The organism is Citrobacter sp. BIDMC107 (genome assembly GCF_001037575.1).
Taxonomy (GTDB): Bacteria; Pseudomonadota; Gammaproteobacteria; order Enterobacterales; family Enterobacteriaceae; genus Citrobacter; species Citrobacter freundii.
Map to the genome: position 1 here is coordinate 448,499 of NZ_KQ089848.1, position 21,301 is coordinate 469,799.

The 21,301-nt window shown below is 50.3% G+C and carries 21 protein-coding genes and 1 pseudogene; 20 read left to right on the forward strand and 2 right to left on the reverse strand.

Annotated elements, in window-relative coordinates:
* Positions 1 to 13: 13 nt before the first annotated feature.
* Positions 14 to 1,264 carry an NADP-dependent isocitrate dehydrogenase gene (icd, locus tag SK39_RS02215; protein ID WP_048216594.1) on the reverse strand — a complete coding sequence of 417 codons (1,251 nt, stop codon included), beginning with the start codon at positions 1,262 to 1,264 and terminating at the stop codon, positions 14 to 16.
* Positions 1,265 to 1,466: 202 nt separating this feature from the next.
* Here icd and rluE point away from each other — a divergent pair, with 202 nt between their 5' ends.
* From rluE to roxA, 17 genes and pseudogenes are all read left to right on the forward strand, one after another.
* Positions 1,467 to 2,084, forward strand: a complete 618-nt coding sequence (rluE, locus tag SK39_RS02220) for a 23S rRNA pseudouridine(2457) synthase RluE (protein WP_003841891.1) — start codon at positions 1,467 to 1,469, stop codon at positions 2,082 to 2,084.
* 34 nt (positions 2,085 to 2,118) lie between these two features.
* On the forward strand, positions 2,119 to 3,051 hold the full coding sequence (locus SK39_RS02225; protein WP_052946586.1) for a hypothetical protein: 933 nt from the start codon (positions 2,119 to 2,121) through the stop codon (positions 3,049 to 3,051).
* Positions 3,052 to 3,060: 9 nt separating this feature from the next.
* Positions 3,061 to 3,522 (forward strand): NUDIX hydrolase, encoded by a 462-nt coding sequence (locus SK39_RS02230; RefSeq protein WP_003841887.1) that lies wholly within the window; start codon positions 3,061 to 3,063, stop codon positions 3,520 to 3,522.
* 53 nt (positions 3,523 to 3,575) lie between these two features.
* Positions 3,576 to 4,682, forward strand: coding sequence for a tRNA 2-thiouridine(34) synthase MnmA (gene mnmA, locus SK39_RS02235; RefSeq protein WP_003832402.1), 1,107 nt, complete (start codon positions 3,576 to 3,578; stop codon positions 4,680 to 4,682).
* A 34-nt stretch (positions 4,683 to 4,716) separates the two neighbouring features.
* Entirely contained in the window at positions 4,717 to 5,358 is a 642-nt protein-coding gene (hflD, locus tag SK39_RS02240; RefSeq protein WP_003841885.1) for a high frequency lysogenization protein HflD, read from the forward strand.
* A 3-nt stretch (positions 5,359 to 5,361) separates the two neighbouring features.
* The gene (gene purB / locus SK39_RS02245) at positions 5,362 to 6,732 is read left to right on the forward strand and encodes an adenylosuccinate lyase (RefSeq protein WP_003846707.1); all 1,371 of its coding nucleotides are present in this window, start codon (positions 5,362 to 5,364) and stop codon (positions 6,730 to 6,732) included.
* Positions 6,733 to 6,747: 15 nt separating this feature from the next.
* A pseudogene (locus SK39_RS27785) lies at positions 6,748 to 6,999 on the forward strand (SOS response-associated peptidase family protein); the annotation flags it as partial.
* A 153-nt stretch (positions 7,000 to 7,152) separates the two neighbouring features.
* Entirely contained in the window at positions 7,153 to 7,692 is a 540-nt protein-coding gene (locus tag SK39_RS02250) for a cytochrome b (RefSeq protein ID WP_048216595.1), read from the forward strand.
* A 366-nt stretch (positions 7,693 to 8,058) separates the two neighbouring features.
* Positions 8,059 to 8,715 (forward strand): thermostable hemolysin, encoded by a 657-nt coding sequence (locus SK39_RS02255; RefSeq protein WP_053069593.1) that lies wholly within the window; start codon positions 8,059 to 8,061, stop codon positions 8,713 to 8,715.
* Positions 8,696 to 10,138, forward strand: a complete 1,443-nt coding sequence (locus SK39_RS02260) for an AMP-dependent synthetase/ligase (RefSeq protein ID WP_048216596.1) — start codon at positions 8,696 to 8,698, stop codon at positions 10,136 to 10,138. Before SK39_RS02255 ends, SK39_RS02260 begins: the two co-directional genes overlap by 20 nt.
* Complete coding sequence (locus SK39_RS02265; RefSeq protein ID WP_048216597.1) at positions 10,135 to 10,800, forward strand: iron-containing redox enzyme family protein; 666 nt, start codon at positions 10,135 to 10,137, stop codon at positions 10,798 to 10,800. The genes SK39_RS02260 and SK39_RS02265 overlap by 4 nt, the downstream gene beginning before the upstream one ends.
* Positions 10,787 to 11,593 carry an SDR family oxidoreductase gene (locus SK39_RS02270; RefSeq protein WP_048216598.1) on the forward strand — a complete coding sequence of 269 codons (807 nt, stop codon included), beginning with the start codon at positions 10,787 to 10,789 and terminating at the stop codon, positions 11,591 to 11,593. The genes SK39_RS02265 and SK39_RS02270 overlap by 14 nt, the downstream gene beginning before the upstream one ends.
* Positions 11,590 to 12,210, forward strand: a complete 621-nt coding sequence (locus tag SK39_RS02275) for a hypothetical protein (RefSeq protein ID WP_103856767.1) — start codon at positions 11,590 to 11,592, stop codon at positions 12,208 to 12,210. The genes SK39_RS02270 and SK39_RS02275 overlap by 4 nt, the downstream gene beginning before the upstream one ends.
* Before the next feature lie 38 nt (positions 12,211 to 12,248).
* Positions 12,249 to 13,532: a tyrosine-type recombinase/integrase gene (locus tag SK39_RS02280; protein WP_231593810.1), complete on the forward strand. Its 1,284-nt coding sequence runs from the start codon at positions 12,249 to 12,251 to the stop codon at positions 13,530 to 13,532.
* A gap of 73 nt (positions 13,533 to 13,605) precedes the next feature.
* Positions 13,606 to 14,277 carry a two-component system response regulator PhoP gene (gene phoP, locus SK39_RS02285; protein ID WP_003030783.1) on the forward strand — a complete coding sequence of 224 codons (672 nt, stop codon included), beginning with the start codon at positions 13,606 to 13,608 and terminating at the stop codon, positions 14,275 to 14,277.
* A complete protein-coding gene (phoQ, locus tag SK39_RS02290) occupies positions 14,277 to 15,740 on the forward strand; it encodes a two-component system sensor histidine kinase PhoQ (protein ID WP_048216599.1) in 1,464 nt (487 codons plus the stop codon). Before phoP ends, phoQ begins: the two co-directional genes overlap by 1 nt.
* Before the next feature lie 92 nt (positions 15,741 to 15,832).
* Positions 15,833 to 16,954, forward strand: a complete 1,122-nt coding sequence (gene roxA, locus SK39_RS02295) for a [50S ribosomal protein L16]-arginine 3-hydroxylase (RefSeq protein ID WP_003030786.1) — start codon at positions 15,833 to 15,835, stop codon at positions 16,952 to 16,954.
* Positions 16,955 to 17,056: 102 nt separating this feature from the next.
* Here the strand turns inward: roxA and pepT are convergent, their stop codons facing one another.
* The gene (gene pepT, locus SK39_RS02300; protein WP_048216600.1) at positions 17,057 to 18,283 is read right to left on the reverse strand and encodes a peptidase T; all 1,227 of its coding nucleotides are present in this window, start codon (positions 18,281 to 18,283) and stop codon (positions 17,057 to 17,059) included.
* Between the two features lie 250 nt (positions 18,284 to 18,533).
* Between pepT and potA the strand changes: the two genes are divergently transcribed.
* Genes potA through potC form a run of 3 tightly spaced genes read left to right on the forward strand, consistent with a single transcriptional unit; the run spans position 18,534 to position 21,287 of the window.
* Positions 18,534 to 19,670, forward strand: coding sequence for a spermidine/putrescine ABC transporter ATP-binding protein PotA (potA, locus tag SK39_RS02305; protein WP_003030791.1), 1,137 nt, complete (start codon positions 18,534 to 18,536; stop codon positions 19,668 to 19,670).
* Positions 19,654 to 20,511: a spermidine/putrescine ABC transporter permease PotB gene (potB, locus tag SK39_RS02310; RefSeq protein ID WP_003030793.1), complete on the forward strand. Its 858-nt coding sequence runs from the start codon at positions 19,654 to 19,656 to the stop codon at positions 20,509 to 20,511. Before potA ends, potB begins: the two co-directional genes overlap by 17 nt.
* Positions 20,508 to 21,287 (forward strand): spermidine/putrescine ABC transporter permease PotC, encoded by a 780-nt coding sequence (gene potC / locus SK39_RS02315; RefSeq protein WP_003030794.1) that lies wholly within the window; start codon positions 20,508 to 20,510, stop codon positions 21,285 to 21,287. Before potB ends, potC begins: the two co-directional genes overlap by 4 nt.
* The last annotated feature ends 14 nt before the right edge of the window (positions 21,288 to 21,301 follow it).

Sequence of the window (21,301 nt, forward strand, 5' to 3'; positions counted from 1 at the left end):
ACAAATTACCGTATTACATGTTTTCGATGATTGCGTCGCCAAACTCTGAACATTTCAGCAGCTTAGCGCCGTCCATCAGACGTTCGAAGTCATAGGTTACGGTCTTGGCATTGATCGCACCGCTCATACCTTTAACAATTAAATCAGCCGCTTCGATCCAACCCATGTGGCGCAGCATCATTTCTGCAGACAGAATGATAGAACCTGGGTTCACTTTATCCTGACCTGCATACTTCGGTGCAGTACCGTGAGTTGCTTCGAACAGTGCGCATTCGTCACCAATGTTTGCACCCGGCGCGATACCAATACCACCAACCTGTGCGGCCAGCGCATCGGAGATGTAGTCACCGTTCAGGTTCATACAGGCAATCACGTCATACTCAGCCGGGCGCAGCAGGATCTGTTGTAGGAACGCATCGGCAATGACGTCCTTAACCACGATCTCTTTACCGGTTTTCGGGTTCTTGATTTTCACCCATGGACCGCCATCGATCAGTTCGCCACCAAATTCTTCACGCGCTAACTGGTAACCCCAATCTTTGAACGCGCCTTCGGTGAACTTCATGATGTTGCCTTTGTGTACCAGGGTAACTGAATCACGATCGTTGGCGATGGCGTATTCAATCGCTGCACGTACCAGACGTTTAGTCCCTTCTTCAGAACAAGGTTTGATACCAATACCGCAATGTTCCGGGAAGCGTATTTTCTTCACACCCATCTCTTCGCGCAGGAATTTAATCACTTTCTCAGCATCGGCAGAGTCAGCTTTCCACTCGATACCCGCGTAGATATCTTCGGAGTTTTCACGGAAGATGACCATATCGGTCAGTTCAGGGTGTTTAACCGGGCTTGGTGTACCCTGATAATAACGCACCGGACGCAGGCAGACATACAGGTCAAGTTCCTGACGCAGAGCTACGTTCAGAGAGCGAATACCGCCGCCAACAGGAGTGGTCAGAGGGCCTTTAATGGCAACACGATATTCACGAATCAGATCTAAGGTTTCAGCAGGCAGCCAGACGTCCTGGCCATAAACCTGAGTGGATTTCTCACCGGTGTAGATTTCCATCCAGGAGATTTTACGCTCGCCTTTATAGGCTTTCTCGACAGCAGCATCGACAACTTTGATCATCGGTGGGGTTACATCAACGCCGATACCGTCGCCTTCAATGAACGGGATAATCGGATTTTCAGGAACGTTGAGTTTGCCGTTTTGCAGGGTGATCTTCTTACCTTCCGCCGGAACAACTACTTTGCTTTCCATTCACCTCTCCTTCGAGCGCTTCTGGTTCTGCTCGTCTGTCATCGCGCTGCATGTGCGTTTGCGTCCTGCTGCACGAATGCGTTAGAGCAATTTTTTGTTAATGTTTTGTAATGAGCATGTCAATACTACCCTAATGTTCGTCGCCATGAAAGACACTCGTTCTTAGGCTATAATGCGGCAATTGATATAATCTGAAAATACCATGCAAAAAACTTCTTTTAGAAATCACCGGGTTGAGCGATTCAGCTCACGACAAGTCACTAAGCAGCGTAAAGAAAACCAGCCAAAACGCGTGGTTTTGTTCAATAAACCCTACGATGTTTTGCCACAATTTACTGACGAGGCAGGCAGAAGCACGTTAAAAGATTTTATTCCCTTGCCGGGAATTTATGCGGCGGGCCGACTCGACCGGGACAGCGAAGGGCTTTTGGTGCTGACCAATGACGGCGCGCTGCAGGCGCGGTTAACGCAACCCGGAAAGCGTACCGGGAAAATTTATTACGTCCAGGTTGAAGGCGAGCCGACAGCAGAAGCGCTGGACGCCCTGCGTACCGGAGTAACGCTCAATGATGGCCCCACGCTACCCGCTGGCATTGAGGTAGTAGAGGAACCTGTATGGCTGTGGCCGAGAAATCCGCCGATTCGGGAGCGGAAAAATATCCCCACCACCTGGCTGAAAGTCACCTTATATGAAGGCCGCAACCGCCAGGTTCGCCGTATGACAGCACATGTTGGATATCCTACGCTGCGTCTCATTCGCTATGCTATGGGGGATTACACGCTGGATAATCTCGCCAACGGCGAGTGGCGGGAGCTCTAGCATCAGGCCTTTACAGCGCCATTAACAAGGAAGAATGAAAGAAATGGACAAACGACTCATCGCGCCACTCATTCTGTGTGCCGTATCGCCATTGGGTTATGCCGCGCAGAATTGTGAAGCGACAGCAGGTATCGCGGCAGGTGCGGCTGATTATCTCTATGAAACCGCTCAGGTAAAAACAACCTCCCGACTACACTTCAACTCCGCACCAGATGTTGAATGTCAGCTCCCTGCTTTCCTGGTCAACGGCAATACGGTAGAGGTGTTAAGAGAAGCGCGATCGGCCCAATCAGCAGACGCTCCCGTTCATACTTTTCGCTATGTTCGATACCGTGATGCCAAAGGCATGTTCGCCACAGGCTGGGTCGCGGCTGAAGGTCTGGTACCTCTGACGACTCCCTTATCCGTAAATCCGGCCTGTAAGAAATGGGCGCACAAAGAGATGCCGCAACGCGAAAGAATGCCCCCCGTTGCTGATAATCATTATCAGGTTACAGGCAACGATCGCGCCTGGTTTTATACCATGCCAACGGAACAGTGCCGCAGCCAGTCCGTTTTTTTGGTTCCCGGCGACATTATTTCCACACAAGAGCAGTCAAAAGATGACTTTATTGAAGCGGTTTATTACACCGCCGATCGCCATATCGTACGCGGCTGGTTGAAAAAGTCACAACTCCAGCCTTTAAACAGCGGTGATAACTACCGCTATGATATCAATCCATTATCGACAGACGAAGCTACACGAGTCGCGACCCTCAGCCTTCGCCCGGACTATCAATGCATTTTTTATGAAAGCTGGAATGCTAAAAAGGCCATTGAGATTATCGTACGCGAGGATCATCAAACTGCATTGTGTCGCGGAGGAGCCGACCCACAAACATCGCCTCCTGTGGCTTATATCAGTATCGACAAGACCAGCGGTGAAATTAGTTGGCCAGATGTTGCCGAAGGTTTTGCTGAGGAATAAGGGGGAAACATGTTTAAACCGCACGTCACCGTTGCCTGCATTGTGCATGCAGAAGATAAATTCTTAGTCGTTGAAGAAACGATCAATGGCAAGGCCTTGTGGAATCAACCCGCAGGACACCTGGAAGCCGACGAAACGCTGGTACAAGCCGCAGCACGCGAACTATGGGAAGAAACGGGCATTAAAGCACAGCCACAGCATTTTGTTCGTATGCATCAATGGATTGCACCGGACAGAACGCCCTTCTTGCGTTTTCTTTTCTCTATCGAACTTGCCAATATGTGCGCTACTGAACCCCATGACAGCGATATTGATTGCTGTCGTTGGGTCAGCGCAGAAGAGATTTTCTCTGCGCCAAACCTGCGTTCGCCGTTGGTTGCAGAGAGTATTCGCTGTTATCAGAGCGGCCAGCGCTACCCGCTGGCCATGATCGGTGAATTTAACTGGCCGTTTACAGAGGGTGTCAAGTAAAGGGCTGCGTGCTAGAATATGCCGCCTTGAAGTTCAATGTTGTGAGTATTCCTATGTCTGAAAGCCCAAAAAAAGTGATCGTCGGCATGTCCGGCGGTGTCGATTCCTCCGTTTCTGCCTGGCTGTTACAACAACAGGGCTATCAGGTAGAAGGCCTGTTCATGAAGAACTGGGAAGAGGACGATGGCGAGGAATACTGCACAGCGGCAGCCGACCTTGCGGATGCACAGGCTGTCTGTGACAAACTCGGCATTGAACTGCATACCGTCAACTTTGCCGCAGAATACTGGGACAACGTCTTTGAACTGTTCCTTGAAGAGTACAAAGCGGGCCGTACGCCGAACCCGGATATTCTGTGTAATAAAGAAATTAAGTTTAAAGCCTTCCTTGAGTTTGCCGCCGAAGATTTAGGTGCCGATTACATCGCCACCGGTCACTATGTGCGTCGCGCAGATGTCGACGGCAAAAGTCGCCTGCTGCGTGGGCTCGATGGTAATAAAGACCAAAGTTATTTCCTCTATACGCTCGGCCATGAGCAAATCGCGCAAAGCCTGTTCCCGGTCGGTGAACTGGAAAAACCGCAGGTGCGTAAAATTGCCGAAGACCTTGGTCTGATTACGGCCAAGAAAAAAGACTCCACCGGCATCTGCTTCATTGGCGAACGTAAGTTCCGCGAATTTCTTGGTCGCTACCTGCCGGCTCAGCCAGGCAAAATCATCACCGTTGATGGTGAAGAGATTGGCCAGCATCAGGGGCTGATGTACCACACTCTGGGTCAGCGTAAAGGTCTGGGTATTGGCGGAACGAAAGAAGGGACAGAAGATCCATGGTATGTAGTGGATAAAGACGTAGAGAACAACATTCTGGTTGTCGCTCAGGGTCATGAACATCCACGTCTGATGTCTGTTGGCCTGGTGGCGCAACAGCTGCATTGGGTCGATCGCGAACCGTTCACTGGTACCATGCGCTGTACGGTGAAAACCCGCTATCGTCAGACCGACATTCCGTGCACCGTTAAGGCACTGGATGCTGAGCGTATTGAAGTCATTTTCGACGAGCCAGTCGCGGCGGTTACGCCGGGTCAGTCGGCTGTCTTTTACAATGGCGAAGTGTGCCTCGGCGGCGGCATTATCGAACAACGATTGCCTCTGCCGGTATAATTACTTACACATTTGATACAAGGAAGCAGTGAACGTGGCAAAGAATTATTATGACATCACCCTCGCCCTGGCAGGCATTTGCCAGTCGGCACGCCTGGTGCAGGAACTGGCGCACCAGGGGCATTGTGATGCCGATGCATTACACGTTTCACTGAACAGTGTCATCGACATGAATCCCAGCTCTACGCTGGGCGTGTTTGGCGGCAGCGAGGCCAACCTGCGTTTGGGGCTGGAAACAATGCTCGGCGTACTGAACGCCAGCAGTCGCCAGGGACTGAACGCTGAACTCACTCGTTACACGCTAAGCCTGATGGTGCTGGAGCGTAAGCTGTCAGCGGCCAAGGGCGCTATGGACACGCTGGGAGATCGTATCAGCGGCTTGCAGCGCCAGCTGGACCATTTTGATTTGCAGTCAGAAACGTTGATGAGTGCGATGGCTGGCATTTATGTTGACGTCATCAGCCCACTCGGCCCGCGTATTCAGGTCACGGGTTCCCCGGCCATCCTCCAGAGCCCGCAGGTTCAGGCTAAAGTACGCGCTTCGCTGCTGGCTGGCATCCGTGCTGCCGTGCTCTGGCATCAGGTTGGTGGAGGCCGTCTGCAACTCATGTTTTCTCGTAATCGCCTGACGACTCAGGCAAAACAAATTCTTGCTCATTTAACCCCGGAGTTGTGATCTATGGAATTATCCTCACTGACCGCCGTTTCCCCTGTCGATGGACGCTACGGCGATAAAGTCAGCGCGCTGCGCGGGATTTTCAGCGAATACGGTTTGCTGAAATTCCGCGTACAGGTTGAAGTACGCTGGCTGCAAAAATTGGCCGCGCACGCAGCGATCAAGGAAGTTCCTGCTTTTGCTGCCGACGCAATCGGTTACCTTGATGCGATCGTCGCTAACTTCAATGAAGAAGATGCTGCGCGTATCAAAACCATTGAGCGTACGACCAACCATGACGTGAAGGCAGTTGAGTATTTCCTGAAAGAAAAAGTGGCGGATATCCCGGAACTGCACGCCGTTTCCGAGTTTATCCACTTCGCATGCACCTCAGAAGACATCAACAACCTGTCTCACGCGCTGATGCTGAAAACCGCACGCGACGAAGTGGTTCTGCCGTACTGGCGTCAACTGATTGATGGCATCACCGCGCTTTCAGTTGAATATCGCGATATTCCTCTGCTCTCCCGTACTCACGGCCAACCTGCCACCCCATCAACAATGGGCAAAGAGATGGCAAACGTGGCGTACCGCATGGAGCGTCAGTATCGCCAGCTCAACCAGGTTGAAATTCTTGGTAAAATCAACGGTGCCGTGGGTAACTATAACGCCCACATTGCCGCTTACCCGGAAGTAGACTGGCATCAGTTTAGCGAAGAGTTCGTCACCTCGCTGGGTATCCAGTGGAACCCCTACACCACGCAGATTGAGCCGCACGACTACATTGCCGAGCTGTTTGATTGCATCGCCCGCTTTAACACCATTCTGATCGATTTCGATCGCGACGTCTGGGGTTACATTGCATTGGGTCACTTCAAGCAGAAAACTGTCGCGGGTGAAATCGGTTCTTCCACCATGCCGCATAAAGTTAACCCCATCGACTTCGAAAACTCCGAAGGTAATCTGGGTCTGTCCAATGCGGTTCTGCAGCACCTGGCGAGTAAACTGCCGGTTTCCCGCTGGCAGCGTGATCTGACAGACTCTACCGTTCTGCGTAACCTGGGTGTGGGTATCGGCTATGCGCTGATCGCCTATCAGTCCACGCTGAAGGGTGTGAGCAAACTGGAAGTGAACCGCGATCATCTGCTGGATGAACTGGATCATAACTGGGAAGTTCTGGCAGAGCCGATTCAGACCGTGATGCGTCGCTACGGTATTGAGAAGCCGTACGAGAAGTTGAAAGAACTGACCCGCGGCAAGCGCGTTGACGCCGAAGGTATGAAGCAGTTTATCGATGGTCTGGCACTGCCGGAAGAAGAGAAAACTCGCCTGAAAGCAATGACGCCTGCCAATTATATTGGTCGCGCCATCACCATGGTTGATGAACTGAAGTAATCAGCAACTCCCCAGATGCTGAACAGAAGCCGGATAAGCGTAAGCGATTCCGGCTTTTTATCACCCGCTACATTATCCCTTCCCCCCCACCACATTTGCCCCCAAATAAGTAACAATCTATGGTGGTCTAAGCTGCTACTAATTTATGCACGATCTGAAACTGCAGCCACCCGCAGAATGTTTAAACCACTCTGGCAGCATGGCCGCGCAATTTTCTTTGCTGATGGTTGCTACGAATGGAAAAATGAAGGCAACAAGAAACAGCCCGGACTGCCGGAAAGGACCCGTAAGTGATAATAATTATCAAAACATTCACGTGCGGTCATTGGAATAACAATTTCTTAATCTCTCAACGAAAATAAGGATTTGTTAAGCTTCATACTTTATGGTCGATGCAACACACCCTTTGAGGAAACAATAATGATGAAATTCTCAAAACTTCAGATTCGCTTACACTGGCTGGCTCTGATGTTAATAGCGATAACCTATGCAGCTATGGAGCTACGCGGCTGGTTTCCTAAAGGCAGCAACACCTACCTGCTCATGAAAGAAACACATTACAATGCCGGGGTATTTGTCTGGTTTTTAATGATAATACGATTAATTATTAAACATAAGTATCATGACCCAGCCATCACTCCGCCCCCACCGACCTGGCAGATGATGGCTGCTAAAATAATGCATATCCTGCTATACATTTCTTTTTTGGCTCTGCCATTATTAGGTATTGCAATTATGGCTTACGGTGGGAAGGACTGGAGCTTCTTAAGTTTTAACATTTCACCTTTCGTTACTCCTGACGGGGAAACAAAATCACTTATTAAAGATATTCACGAAACACTGGCAAACGTCGGATACTTTTTAATCGCAGCGCATGCAGGTGCAGCGTTATTTCATCACTACGTCCAGAAAGATAACACTCTTTTGAGAATGATCCCTGACTGTAACGATAAGAAATAAATACAAATTTTAATGTTTAGCATTACAGCAGGCACTCAGTGAATGCCTGCTGTAATCCTGGAGAATTGGTATCGCGCCTTTTGGTAGTTCTTTAGTGCGATCAATGGCTAATTCAACTCTCATAATTACCTCCGATGTATACACTGTTTTTTATACAGCACCCCTGTAAGCAGAAATGTTCAACGATTTAAGAGCGCAACTTATTAATTTTTTTACGTAATGTATTTACACATCAGATATTCCGTTTTTTCGGGTCCTACACATTTTTGTCGCGACATTGGATTTAAATTACCTGGCTCATGCTCAACTTAATGTTGACATAATGTTGACTCGCCATACTGATAAGACGCTAAAAGAGGTCTTCCTATGCGAATCTTATCTCCTTATACGTTGCGCTGGCTTCCAGGTGAACGTGAGCAAAATGATATTTCAGAGTTTATTCGTGAAAGTTATTCTCAGTTTTATCATGCTTCTCTTCCTCGCTGCATGCCATGGTTACTTGGAATGTTCGATGCCAACGGAGAATTAAAAGCAGCCTGTGGCGTCCAGCCGGCCTCAATGGGCAAGATATACCTCGAACACTATCTTAATGTCCCGGTTGAAGTCGTGCTGTCTGCACGATTGTCACATCCCGTTTCACGCGACTCGATTGTTGAAATTGGTAATTTTGCCGCGAGCGATGGGGCAAGCGCCCGAATAATGTATGCGGCTCTATGCCTGCTTCTCAATCAATACTGCTATTCGTGGATTGTCTTTACCGGAACTAAAAAAATACGCAATACCTTTTTCCGCCTGAATCTGCAACCAGTCACATTGATGCCTGCTGACTCGACAAGGCTTGGCGAAGCTGCGCGTGAATGGGGGAGCTATTACGAACATGACCCGCAAATTATGGCGGGGGAGTTACATGGTGGGCAAACCACACTGAGTCAGACCAGCCTGTTGCTGAGAATGTTTGCTGATCCGCCTTCTGCTCCCTGGATAACCCCTTCCGGAGGATCTTATGCTTCTGAACACGCTTGAGAAACAGGCTGCGCTTCAGCCAAATGCCATCGTCCTGCAGGGCGATTCTCGCTCGTGGAGCTGGCAGCAATACCATGATGCCGTTAAAGCAGTGGCCGAACAATTATCTGCCCTCAAGGTAATACGGCTGGCACTTGAAATGGATAACAGCCCTGAATGGGCCATCATCGATCTCGCATGCCTGATAAGTGGAGTGGTGATCATCCCTGTCCCCTCCTTTTTCAGCGGGCAACAGAAAGCCTGGGTACGATCATCAGCCTCTGTGGATGCACAAATCGGTGGAGAAATCCTGGCGGATTGGCAGGAACACGATTTTGTACTCGGGAGACTGCAAATCCGTGCAGTAGAGGACCCCGTGACTCTGCCGGCAGGAACGGCAAAGATAACGTATACCTCCGGTACAACCGGAGAGCCAAAAGGCGTCTGTCTGAGTCTGGATGGTATGGTATGGATGGCTCAAACGTTAGCGGCCGCATTGCACCCCCTGAAACTGGAAAAACACCTGGTGACACTGCCCCTCAGTATTCTGCTGGAAAATCTGTGCGGCGTTTACATCCCTCTGCTACTTGGCGCTGAGACGGTGATTCTCCCACCCTCCCGGATTGGGTTTGAAGGTTCCAGCCGCTTTAATCCAGCCCAGTTTCTTCAGGCGCTGACCACCTGGTGCCCACAAAGTCTGGTGCTGGTACCAGAGTTGCTACGTGTGTTACTGCATCTACACAAGCAGGTACCAGGCAGTACGCAATCTTTACGGTTTGTCGCCGCAGGCGGTGGCAAGGTTCCGGCTTCATTGCTGACAATGGCGATAAAGAGTGGCTTACCTGTATATGAAGGATACGGTCTCTCAGAATGTGGCTCTGTCGTTGCCCTCAATCTGCCCGACGCTATAAAAGAGAACAGCGTCGGTCAGCCATTGCCAGGTATCCAGATCAATGTTGATGACCAGCAACAATTGTGTGTCACCAGCCCGGCTAACGCTTTGGGATATCTGGGATCCGCACCAGCCTCCCCAACAGTTGCCACCGGCGATCTTGGCAGTGTTGATGAACACGGGTTTGTTCGTATTCAGGGGCGCCTGAAGAATGTCCAGATAAACGCTTTTGGTCGTAATTTTTCACCTGAATGGCCTGAGGCAGAGGCCATGATCTGTCCAGCTGTACGCCGGATAGTGATTTTTGGAGAAGGATTAAGGCATAACGTTGCACTCGTCGATGTCTTCGACGGGCAACAGATGCAGGCCCGCGAGCAGCTGCTGGCCCTTTCAGCTCGCCTGCCTGATTATGCGCAGTTCCATCGCCTGTTATTCACTTCAGCTATATCAGAGCCTGGCATGCTCACTGCAAATGGCCGCCCACGCCGGGAACTCATCCGGCAATCCCTCTGGCAACAAATTCTCACCTGTAGTGAAGAGGAGTCATCATGAGCTTTTATAACAAATTACAACAACAGACTGAGGCCGAACGCCGGAGTTTACTCTCCTCGCCTGTCATCGCGCGCTGCCAGACTGGTGACATCTCGCGCGACCTGTATATCGCTTTTCTGACACAGGCTTACTATCACGTCAGCCATACCGTCCCCCTGTTGATGAGTGCTGGCAGCCGTTTGCCAGCCTCACATGAAGCCATTCGGGGCGCAATTGCTGAATATATTGACGAAGAGTACGGGCATCAGGAATGGATCCTGAACGATATTCAGGCTTGCAGCGGTGATGCGGAAAGCGTTCGCAATGGCACCCCAGGGATACCGATAGAAATGATGGTGGCCTGGCTCTACTACCGCATTGAACGGGTCAACCCTATGAGTATTTTTGGCATGGTACAGGTTCTGGAGGGAACCAGCGTATCTATTGCTACCGCGATTGCAGCCCAGGTGGAACGGACACTGGGGTTGCCAGAACAGGCGACAACCTACCTGCGTTCACACGGTGAACTTGATCAAGGACATCTTAAATTTTTCGCCTCACTTATGGATACCGTGACTGACGAGGCCGATCAGGCAGCCATTATCTATGCCGCTCGTCGCGTCTATCACCTGTACACAGAGATGCTTAACCAACTGGGGCAGACCACGTATGAACCTGCATGATAAAACCGTTCTGCTGACTGGCGCCAGCGGTGGTATCGGACAAGAGCTGGCGCACAGGCTGGCGCACAAAGGAACCAGACTCTGCCTGGTTGGACGAAATGCACAGGCGATGACGCTTCTGAAAGAGATGCTTCCCTATCCGGAACGGCATCATATTGTGCTAATGAGCAGTTATACTGATGACGAAATCGTCGCGCTGGCCAGCAGATTCAAAGATGAGAACAAACTGGATATCCTGATCAACAATGCCGGAACCAGCCGTTTTGCACTGTTTGAACAACAGTCTTTTGACGATATTCGGGAACAGATTAGAACCAATATCGAAATCCCCACTCTGTTGACCCGCGCCATGCTGGATAAGTTTAATCCACAGGGCATCATCCTAAACATTGGTTCGATATTTGGTGAGATTGGCCACCCTGCCTGGAGCGTGTATAGCGCCACCAAAGCGGCCACGCACCGTTTGTCGGAAGCGCTGGGGCGCGAATTAAAGGGGAATGGTATCAGCGTACTGTATGCCGCGCCGCGTGCTACCGAAACGGCGCTCAACAGTGACGAGGTTTACGCGCTTAACCGCAAACTGGGCAACAGCAGTGACTCCCCACAATTTGTCGCCGTACGTCTGGTACATCTCCTTGAGACAGAGCAGAAACGCTACCGCTTCGGCGCGATGGAACGTTTGTTCGTTAAAATCAATGCCTGGTTTCCCGGTATGGTAGACAAAGCGCTGGGTAAAAAATTAGCAGTGATCCAGTCCTATACCCAGGGCACATTCAAAGGTGAAGACAAATGAAAATTATGAAAACGTTGCTCCTGACAGCAGCTTTTCCCGCCTCTGCCATGGCGACTACCACGCTGGAAAACCTCCAGCACGACTGGTCCGTTTGTCAGTATCAGACCCTTGAAGCAAAAAAAGAGAGCTGTTTTACCACACTAAGTCAGCGGGCCCATAGTGCGAGTCAGGCAAAAAATAATGCTGACGCAGCATTGCTTATTTGGTCGGCGATTATCGACAGTAGCTGGGCGGGGGCTAAAGGAGGGCTGGGTGCATTGAGTCTGGTCAAACAGGCCCGTAGCGATCTGGAAAAAGCGATCAGCATCGACCCCAATGCTTTACAAGGATCAGCCTGGACCAGCCTTGGGGCGCTATATTATCAGGTTCCCGGCTGGCCGATTGGGTTTGGTGATAAAAACAAAGCCGAAGAAATGCTGAAAAAAGCACTGGCGATAAATCCTGATGGCATCGATCCAAACTATTTTTATGGTGACTTTTTGCTGAAAGAGAAAAAGACTGGCGAAGGGAAACGCTATCTGGAAAAGGCTCTTAAAGCACCGGCTCGCCAGGGGCGTGAGATTGCCGACCAGGGACGCCATCGCGATATAGCAAAAGACCTGGAAAGTATTCAGTAAAATATTCAACCCCTGCGTTGTTATAACGCCAGGGGTTGTTGATCTGTAAATCCGTGTCACCTTTCCTCAATTGGCGAACTCTCCGTGATGATTTACTCGGTAATGATCATAAGGGCATTTCAGTCCCCCCATACCCATCCCATATGGTTTTAGGGTGTATTCAGGCAATCTTCGCGCTCATCACAAGCGAAATACAGCTCGGTAAGTTCGACTATGCAGAACGTTTCCCGGAATCCAAAGCGCTTAAGAAGTACATCACAACCAAAAAAATCACCACGTTTAAAGAACTGAGTGATTTTTTTACAGACACCAAAGCCTTAGAGGTATCTGGCGCAACACTGCTATCGCTTACTTCGGTCGTAAATACGTTACTGCGTGTAATCGGAGAAAATACCCGTCTGGTAGATATTGAGCATGCCGACATTTTGCATTACCGAAAGGAGTTATTGACCGGGACAATTATTAACCCGGCGATGCCGAATCTGACCAGGCAGGGCCGCGCGCCCTCAACAGTCAATAAACAGATGGCAGTTTTATCAGAAATGCTTAAGCTCGCAAACCGAAGCCAGTTTATATTGCATGCTCCTTATGAAGGAGTGTCGCGACTCAAGTTATCTAAAAATGATCCCGACCCACTTTTACTTCATGAGTACCAGGCTCTGATAGCCGCCCTTCCCCGTAGCCAGGCATTAATCATTATTGTTGCTGTACATACGGGGATGAGGCCGGGCGAGATATGCGCCCTGGCATGGGAAGACATTGATTTGGTAAAAGGTGAAATCCACGTATCCAGAAGTTTGACGAATAAGCGAGTATTTGTACCCCCTAAGACAGATGTCGGAATAAGGACGATAACGTTGCTTAAACCTGCTCTGGATGCACTGAAGGAACAATACGAAGTCACCGGCGCTAATCCGAAGCAAGAAATTCGATTTCACCATCGGGAGATCGGAAAAACTGAGCAGCAATCTCTTCGCTTCGTTTTTTCACCGACAGCATATTCGTCAAAAAAAGGCAGTTACTTCTCCAAGAACTCGATTGCCTATGGCTGGAAGCGAGGCACTAAACTTGCAAATATCCGCGAAAGGAATCCTTATCAGTCACGGCATACCTACGCATGCTGGACGTTGATGGCCGGAGCGAACCCGTCATTCATAGCGAGTCAGATGGGACATGAAGATGCGCGCATGGTGTACGAGGTTTACTCCAAGTGGATTGGCGACATGAACCAGGATCAGGTCAACATGCTGAACAATCAGATGCCAACGGCACTGTCCCCAGGGCGCCCCCACGGGCAGGGGAGCATGAGAAAAGTTATTTAATTTCATAGCGCTGCTTTCAATCCACATAATCAGCGTTAAACTATTCATACCATTATTTTAGGGAGAAACGATGATGCGCGTACTGGTTGTCGAGGATAATGCTTTATTACGCCACCACCTCAAGGTTCAGTTACAGGATTTAGGGCATCAGGTGGATGATGCAGAAGATGCGAAGGAAGCGGACTATTATCTGAATGAGCATCTGCCGGATATCGCGATCGTTGATTTAGGGCTCCCCGATGAAGATGGTTTGTCGCTAATCCGCCGCTGGCGCAGTAATGAGGTTTCGCTGCCAATTCTGGTATTAACCGCGCGCGAAGGCTGGCAGGACAAAGTGGAAGTCCTCAGTGCAGGCGCTGACGATTATGTCACCAAACCGTTTCACATCGAAGAAGTGGCTGCACGCATGCAGGCACTGATGCGTCGAAACAGCGGTCTGGCATCGCAAATTATCTCCCTTCCGCCTTTTCAGGTGGACCTCTCCCGACGCGAGTTATCCGTCAATGATGAGGTTATCAAGCTCACGGCGTTTGAATATACCATTATGGAAACTCTCATCCGTAATAATGGCAAAGTGGTCAGTAAAGATTCGCTCATGTTGCAGCTTTATCCGGATGCCGAGCTGCGCGAAAGTCACACTATTGATGTCCTGATGGGGCGTCTACGTAAAAAAATTCAGGCGCAATATCCGCATGAGGTGATCACTACCGTGCGTGGCCAGGGATATCTTTTTGAACTGCGCTAATGAATAAACTATTGCATCATTTTTTCCCGTTATCGCTGCGGTTACGCTTTTTACTGGCAACTGCAGGCGTGGTGTTGGTGCTGTCGCTGGCCTACGGCATGGTTGCCCTTGTGGGTTACAGTGTCAGCTTTGATAAGACAACGTTCCGCCTGCTGCGGGGTGAAAGTAATCTATTCTATACCCTGGCAAAGTGGGAAAACGGCAAGATAAACGTCGAGTTGCCTGAAAATCTCGATATGCAAAGCCCAACAATGTCGCTGATCTATAACGAAAGCGGTGAGTTGTTGTGGGCACAGCGCAATGTTCCCTGGTTGACGCAAAGTATTCAACCGGACTGGCTAAAAACGAACGGTTTTCATGAAATTGAAGCCAATGTAGACGCCACCAGCACCTTACTGGGCGAAGATCACTCCGCTCAGCAACAGTTAAAAGAAGTCAGAGAAGATGACGACGACGCCGAAATGACCCACTCCGTGGCGGTAAACGTCTATCCTGCTACTGCCAGAATGCCGCAACTGACCATTGTGGTTGTCGATACCATTCCGATAGAGCTAAAGCGCTCGTATATGGTCTGGAGCTGGTTTATTTATGTGCTGGTCGCCAATCTGTTGCTGGTCATTCCGCTGTTATGGGTGGCCGCGTGGTGGAGCCTGCGGCCGATTGAATCGCTGGCGCGTGAAGTTCGTGAGCTTGAGGAACATCATCGTGAGATGCTAAACCCCGCCACCACACGCGAATTGACCAGCCTGGTTCGTAATCTCAATCGGCTGTTAAAAAGCGAACGTGAGCGTTATGACAAATACCGCACCACGTTAACAGACCTCACCCATAGCCTGAAAACACCACTGGCGGTATTGCAGAGTACTCTGCGCTCAATGCGTAATGAAAAGATGAGCGTCAGCGACGCAGAGCCTGTCATGCTGGAACAAATCAGCCGTATTTCCCAACAGATAGGCTATTACCTGCATCGCGCGAGCATGCGTGGCAGCAGTGCCCTACTCAGCCGCGAACTGCACCCGATCGCGCCGTTGCTGGATAAACTGACCTCGGCACTGAATAAGGTGTATCAGCGTAAAGGCGTCAACATTAATCTCGATATCTCACCTGAAATCAGCTTTGTGGGCGAACAGAATGATTTTGTCGAGGTGTTGGGCAACGTACTGGATAACGCCTGTAAATATTGTCTGGAGTTTGTCGAGATTTCAGCGCAACTGTCTGAGGATCAGCTGCATATTCTGGTTGAAGATGATGGTCCTGGTATTCCGCAAAGCAAACGGGAAGTGGTGTTTGACCGTGGACAGCGCGTAGATACGCTACGTCCAGGACAAGGCGTCGGTCTGGCGGTGGCGCGAGAAATCACCGAACAGTATGACGGGCAGATTATTGCCGGTGATAGCCTGCTGGGTGGTGCGCGCATGGAGGTTATTTTTGGTCGCCAGCAGCCGGGTCAGAAAGACGAGTAATCGTCGCATGTAATAAATATGTACTGACTTCACGCTTGAGGTTAAGTATCCGTTATAATCGGTTGCAGATACCAGCCTGCGGGATGCTCATTATGGAATACCAACTCACACTTAACTGGCCCGATTTTCTTGAACGCCACTGGCAGAAACGCCCGGTGGTCTTAAAACGCGGGTTTAACAATTTTATTGATCCTCTCTCTCCTGACGAACTGGCTGGACTGGCAATGGAAAGCGAAGTCGACAGCCGACTCGTCAGCCACCAGGACGGAAAATGGCAGGTTAGCCACGGTCCCTTCGAAAGCTACGACCATCTTGGCGAGAACAACTGGTCTTTGCTGGTGCAGGCGGTCAACCACTGGCACGAGCCAACTGCCGCGCTGATGCGCCCGTTCCGTGAATTACCGGACTGGCGCATCGACGACCTGATGATTTCTTTCTCTGTCCCCGGCGGCGGCGTTGGCCCGCACCTGGATCAGTACGATGTATTTATCATTCAGGGAACAGGTCGTCGTCGCTGGCGCGTAGGTGAAAAACTGCAGTTGAAACAACACTGCCCTCACCCGGATCTCCTTCAGGTCGACCCGTTCGAAGCTATTATCGATGAAGAGCTGGAACCCGGCGATATCCTGTACATTCCACCGGGATTCCCGCACGAAGGTTATGCGCTGGAAAACGCGATGAACTATTCGGTCGGTTTCCGTGCGCCAAACACTCGCGAGCTGATCAGCGGGTTCGCCGATTACGTTTTACAACGCGAACTGGGTAGCACCTATTACAGCGATCCGGACCTGCCGCCGCGCGATCATCCGGCCGACGTTCTGCCGCAGGAGATGGATAAGCTGCGCGAAATGATGCTCGGGCTGATTAATCAACCAGAACATTTCCAGCAGTGGTTTGGCGAGTTTATTTCTCAGTCTCGTCATGAACTGGATATTGCCCCGCCGGAGCCACCATATCAGCCAGACGAAATTTACGATGCCCTGAAGCAAGGTGATGTGTTAGTGCGTCTGGGCGGATTGCGTGTATTGCGTATTGGCGACGACGTCTACGCTAACGGTGAGAAAATTGATTCACCGCATCGTCCTGCCCTGGAAGCGCTGGCCAGTCATATTGTGTTGACGGCTGAGAACTTTGAGGATGCGCTGGAAGATCCTTCTTTCCTTGCCATGCTTGCCGCGCTGGTCAATAGCGGGTACTGGTTCTTCGAAGGATAATGCGAAGTGTGCCTGATGCGACGCTACGCGTCTTATCAGGCCTACTGGAGTGTAATAATGTAGGCCGGATAAGCGAAGCGCCATCCGGCAACTACACATACTTTATTTTTGTTGCGCGGCCAGTTCAGCAATACGCACAATCACCTGCACCGCTTTTTCCATTCCTTCCAGGGTTACAAACTCATGTTTACCATGATAGTTGTAGCCGCCGGTGAACAGATTCGGACATGGTAATCCCATAAACGACAGCTGCGCGCCGTCAGTGCCGCCACGGATCGGTTTTAGCACCGGCTCAATATCGCAATCGCGCATCGCCTGCTGGGCGATATCCAGTACGTGCGGATGCTCAATCACTTTTTCGCGCATATTGTAGTAACTGTCTTCAATCACCAGTTCGATGTAGCAGTCGGGGTGTAACCCTTTACCCACCTTCTTGGCGATATCCATGATCTTGCGTTTACGCGCTTCAAACTGCTTACGGTCAAAATCACGAATAATGTAGTGCATATCCGCCCGATCGACCGTCCCTTTCATACTCGCCAGATGATAAAAGCCTTCGTAGCCTTCCGTCTTTTCCGGGCTTTCATCTGCCGGAACCTCTGCATGAATACGCGCCGCCAGCGACAGCGCATTCACCATCACCCCTTTTGCGGTGCCGGGATGCACATTGTTGCCAACAATTTTAATATTAACCGACGCAGCGTTGAAGTTTTCAAACTCCAACTCACCTACGCCACCACCGTCAACGGTATAGGCCCACTGCGCATCGAATGTCGAAACGTCAAAATGCTTCGCCCCTTTACCCACCTCTTCGTCTGGCGTAAAGGCCACGCGGATATCACCGTGCGGAATATCTTTTTGGATAAGCACAGCCAGTGCGGTCATGATTTCCGCCACGCCTGCTTTATCATCCGCGCCCAGCAACGTTTTACCATCTGTGGTGATCAGCGTCTGACCCAGAAGTTGATGCAGCACCGGGAACATCACTGGCGATAAAACTTCATCACCGATGCCTAACGCAATATCGCCACCGCGATAGTTTTCAACAATTTGCGGATTGACATTTTTACCACTGAAATCCGGTGAGGTATCCACATGGGAAATAAAGCCGATCGCAGGAATATTGCCAGCAACGTTAGCGGGTAACGTTGCCATCAGCGTGCCTTTTTCGCTCAGTGAAATATTAACCAGCCCCATCTCTTCGAGCTGTTGTTTGAGCAGTTGTAATAATTTCCACTGTCCTTCGGTGCTGGGTACCTGCCGCACGCCCGATTTTGATTGGGTGTCCAGCGACACGTAGTGTAAAAAACGCTCAAGTAGTTTATCCATGCAGTCACCCTCACTTTTTGTGACAACATTATCAATAAGCAACAAAAGACAAATATTGCGTCAGGTCACTTTTATCCCCGCAAGTGAGAATATTTCGCCCTGACATCCCCTCTGACTATAGGGCTAAGTCAGTAATTCGCAACAAGGATTGGCGATTACAATGGTTTGCCGTAGAATAACGGCCCTCATTAAGAGTCATCAAGGTGGTTAACCACAAACCCCGCATCGGTCAGCCATCCGTTGCGTTTACATGGGACAGAGTAAAAAATTGAATAAACAACCGCGTTCGCTTTCTCCACTGGTGCAATTAGCGGGAATTCGCAAAAGTTTCGATGGCAAAGAGGTGATTTCCAGCCTGGATTTGACCATCAATAATGGCGAGTTTCTTACGCTGCTTGGCCCCTCTGGCTGCGGTAAAACAACCGTTCTTCGCCTGATTGCCGGTCTGGAAACGGTTGATTCCGGTCATATTATGTTGGACAACGAGGACATTACTCACGTTCCAGCGGAAAACCGCTACGTGAATACCGTCTTCCAAAGCTATGCGTTATTCCCCCACATGACCGTATTTGAGAATGTGGCCTTTGGTTTACGCATGCAAAAAACGCCCGCAGCCGACATTTCTCCCCGCGTTACCGAAGCCCTGCGCATGGTGCAACTGGAAGAGTTCGCCCAGCGAAAACCGCATCAACTTTCCGGCGGCCAGCAGCAGCGCGTAGCGATTGCCCGAGCTGTGGTCAACAAACCCCGCTTACTCTTGTTAGATGAATCCCTCTCTGCGCTGGACTACAAACTGCGTAAGCAGATGCAGAATGAACTGAAAGCGCTGCAGCGTAAGCTTGGTATCACTTTTGTCTTTGTCACACACGATCAGGAAGAAGCGCTGACTATGTCCGACCGCATCGTGGTGATGCGCGATGGTAAGATTGAGCAGGACGGTACGCCGCGCGAAATCTACGAAGAGCCCAAGAATCTGTTCGTCGCCGGGTTTATCGGCGAGATCAATATGTTTAACGCCACGGTGATTGAACGTCTGGATGAACAGCGTGTTCGTGCTAATGTTGAAGGCCGCGAGTGCAATATTTATGTCAACTTCGCGGTGGTTCCCGGACAAAAGCTGCACGTCCTGTTACGTCCTGAAGATTTGCGCGTAGATGAAATCAACGATGATAATCATATCGAAGGCCTGATCGGCTACGTGCGCGAACGCAACTACAAAGGCATGACGCTGGAGTCGGTTGTGGAACTGGAAAATGGCAAGATGGTGATGGTCAGCGAATTCTTCAATGAAGACGATCCTGACTTTGACCACTCTCTCGACCAGAAAATGGCGATTAACTGGGTAGAAAGCTGGGAGGTAGTACTGGCTGATGAAGAACACAAGTAAATTCCAGAGTGTGGTGATCGTCACCATTGTCGGTTGGCTTGTGTTATTTGTCTTTCTGCCCAACCTGATGATCATCGGTACCAGCTTTTTGACCCGCGACGACGCCAATTTCGTCAAAATGGTCTTTACGCTGGAGAACTATACGCGCCTGCTCGATCCGCTCTATTTTGAGGTGTTGGTTCACTCCCTCAATATGGCGCTGATTGCCACGCTCGCCTGTCTGGTACTCGGCTACCCGTTTGCCTGGTTTTTGGTGAAACTGCCGGAAAAAGTGCGCCCGCTGCTGCTGTTCCTGCTGATTGTTCCGTTCTGGACCAATTCACTTATTCGTATCTACGGACTCAAAATTTTCCTCAGTACCAAAGGCTATCTCAACGAGTTTCTGTTATGGCTCGGGGTTATCGATACACCCATTCGCATCATGTTTACCCCCAGCGCGGTGATTATCGGGCTGGTATACATCCTGCTACCGTTTATGGTGATGCCGCTCTATTCCAGCATTGAAAAACTCGATAAACCGCTGCTGGAAGCCGCACGCGATTTAGGTGCCAGTAAACTTCAGACCTTCACCCGCATCATTATTCCGTTGACGATGCCGGGGATTATCGCCGGATGCCTGCTGGTCATGCTGCCCGCAATGGGGCTGTTTTACGTTTCCGACTTAATGGGCGGCGCGAAAAACCTGCTGATTGGCAACGTGATTAAAGTTCAGTTCCTGAACATCCGTGACTGGCCGTTTGGTGCAGCCACCAGCATTACGCTGACCATCGTGATGGGTCTGATGCTGCTGATCTACTGGCGTGCCTCGCGCTTGCTGAACAAGAAGGTGGAACTCGAATGATCGGTCGACTGCTCCGCGGCGGTTTTATGACCGCTATCTACGCGTATCTGTATATTCCAATCATCATTCTGATTGTGAACTCCTTTAACAGCTCGCGCTTCGGCATCAACTGGCAGGGTTTTACTACCAAATGGTACGGCCTGCTGATGAATAACGACAGCCTGTTGCAGGCGGCGCAGCACTCGCTGACGATGGCTGTGCTATCCGCCACGTTTGCCACCTTGATCGGCTCACTCACTGCGGTTGCGCTGTACCGCTACCGTTTTCGCGGTAAACCGTTCGTCAGTGGTATGCTGTTCGTGGTGATGATGTCGCCAGATATTGTGATGGCAATATCTCTGCTGGTGCTGTTTATGCTGATCGGCATTCAACTGGGTTTCTGGTCGCTGTTGTTCTCACATATCACTTTTTGTCTGCCTTTTGTGGTGGTGACAGTTTACTCACGCCTGAAAGGTTTTGATGTACGCATGCTTGAGGCTGCTAAAGATTTGGGTGCCAGCGAAGTAACTATTCTGCGCAAGATTATACTGCCACTGGCTATGCCTGCGGTGGCTGCAGGTTGGTTGCTGAGCTTTACGCTGTCGATGGATGATGTCGTCGTTTCGTCCTTCGTTACCGGACCGGGTTATGAAATTCTGCCATTAAAAATCTACTCAATGGTCAAAGTCGGTGTATCACCAGAGGTGAACGCGCTGGCGACCATTTTGTTGGTTCTGTCGCTGGTTATGGTGATCGCCAGCCAGCTTATTGCACGTGATAAAACCAAGGGCCGCTGAGGCCCTTAATTCAG

Coding starts and splice junctions, on each gene's coding strand:
- purB (WP_003846707.1), top strand. CDS start 5,362: ATGGAATTATCCTCACTGACCGCCGTTTCCCCTGTCGATGGACGCTAC.
- icd (WP_048216594.1), bottom strand. CDS start 1,264: ATGGAAAGCAAAGTAGTTGTTCCGGCGGAAGGTAAGAAGATCACCCTG.
- SK39_RS02265 (WP_048216597.1), top strand. CDS start 10,135: ATGAGCTTTTATAACAAATTACAACAACAGACTGAGGCCGAACGCCGG.
- SK39_RS02255 (WP_053069593.1), top strand. CDS start 8,059: ATGCGAATCTTATCTCCTTATACGTTGCGCTGGCTTCCAGGTGAACGT.
- SK39_RS02260 (WP_048216596.1), top strand. CDS start 8,696: ATGCTTCTGAACACGCTTGAGAAACAGGCTGCGCTTCAGCCAAATGCC.
- SK39_RS02225 (WP_052946586.1), top strand. CDS start 2,119: ATGAAAGAAATGGACAAACGACTCATCGCGCCACTCATTCTGTGTGCC.
- potA (WP_003030791.1), top strand. CDS start 18,534: ATGGGACAGAGTAAAAAATTGAATAAACAACCGCGTTCGCTTTCTCCA.
- potB (WP_003030793.1), top strand. CDS start 19,654: ATGAAGAACACAAGTAAATTCCAGAGTGTGGTGATCGTCACCATTGTC.
- SK39_RS02250 (WP_048216595.1), top strand. CDS start 7,153: ATGATGAAATTCTCAAAACTTCAGATTCGCTTACACTGGCTGGCTCTG.
- SK39_RS02275 (WP_103856767.1), top strand. CDS start 11,590: ATGAAAATTATGAAAACGTTGCTCCTGACAGCAGCTTTTCCCGCCTCT.
- SK39_RS02230 (WP_003841887.1), top strand. CDS start 3,061: ATGTTTAAACCGCACGTCACCGTTGCCTGCATTGTGCATGCAGAAGAT.
- pepT (WP_048216600.1), bottom strand. CDS start 18,283: ATGGATAAACTACTTGAGCGTTTTTTACACTACGTGTCGCTGGACACC.
- potC (WP_003030794.1), top strand. CDS start 20,508: ATGATCGGTCGACTGCTCCGCGGCGGTTTTATGACCGCTATCTACGCG.
- mnmA (WP_003832402.1), top strand. CDS start 3,576: ATGTCTGAAAGCCCAAAAAAAGTGATCGTCGGCATGTCCGGCGGTGTC.
- phoP (WP_003030783.1), top strand. CDS start 13,606: ATGCGCGTACTGGTTGTCGAGGATAATGCTTTATTACGCCACCACCTC.
- rluE (WP_003841891.1), top strand. CDS start 1,467: ATGCAAAAAACTTCTTTTAGAAATCACCGGGTTGAGCGATTCAGCTCA.
- phoQ (WP_048216599.1), top strand. CDS start 14,277: ATGAATAAACTATTGCATCATTTTTTCCCGTTATCGCTGCGGTTACGC.
- roxA (WP_003030786.1), top strand. CDS start 15,833: ATGGAATACCAACTCACACTTAACTGGCCCGATTTTCTTGAACGCCAC.
- SK39_RS02270 (WP_048216598.1), top strand. CDS start 10,787: ATGAACCTGCATGATAAAACCGTTCTGCTGACTGGCGCCAGCGGTGGT.